This window comes from Microvirga sp. P4_G7 (genome assembly GCF_056401005.1).
On sequence record NZ_JBFUKD010001193.1, the window covers coordinates 1 to 539 of the forward strand.

The 539-nt window shown below is 52.9% G+C and carries 1 protein-coding gene, 1 tRNA gene and 1 pseudogene; all 3 read right to left on the reverse strand.

Features of this window, described 5'->3' with window-relative positions:
• Positions 1–48: 48 nt before the first annotated feature.
• A tRNA-OTHER gene (locus tag AC1DT3_RS23820) sits at positions 49–116 on the reverse strand.
• Positions 105–338 carry a hypothetical protein gene (locus AC1DT3_RS23825; RefSeq protein WP_477467610.1) on the reverse strand — a complete coding sequence of 78 codons (234 nt, stop codon included), beginning with the start codon at positions 336–338 and terminating at the stop codon, positions 105–107. Before AC1DT3_RS23825 ends, AC1DT3_RS23820 begins: the two co-directional genes overlap by 12 nt.
• Positions 335–539, reverse strand: a pseudogene (locus tag AC1DT3_RS23830) (integrase); the annotation flags it as partial. The pseudogene AC1DT3_RS23830 and the gene AC1DT3_RS23825, both read right to left, overlap by 4 nt.

The window sequence follows — 539 nt, forward strand, 5'->3', positions numbered from 1 at the left end:
GGGCTAACCGAATTATGAGGGAACCTGTCTAACCTATTGAAAAGGTTATGGTGCCCAGGACTGGAATCGAACCAGTGACACTGCGATTTTCAGTCGACCTGAACCTATTGAGAAATAACGCCGCTGTTACCGTCGGTCGATCTCAATTGATTCTCGCGTAGCAGGTCAAGAACCGCTGCGGCTGTCGCGACTGTTACGGCCGTCGTCTTGTCTTGGAGTTTGCCTAACGCGTCTTGAAGATTCTCGACTGAACGCTCTTGTCTCGCCTGTGCGAAAACATCCATCAGTTCGTTGATAGTGGTTTCGATCGCAAGAATGTGTCGATGGTGATCAATCACGACGTTTCCTTTCTGATTCGCCGGGCAACTCGGAGATCAGCAACCTTTCCTGTCTGAACAAGAGACCCACGATTGTAGCCCATCGTCGTCGACATTTGTGTATGGGTGGCCGCCTTCATTACGTCCTCGGCTTGCGCACCGGCCTCGAACGCCTCCGAGACTGCTCCGGCGCGGCTGTCCATATTCCAGAGGTTCAGAGGC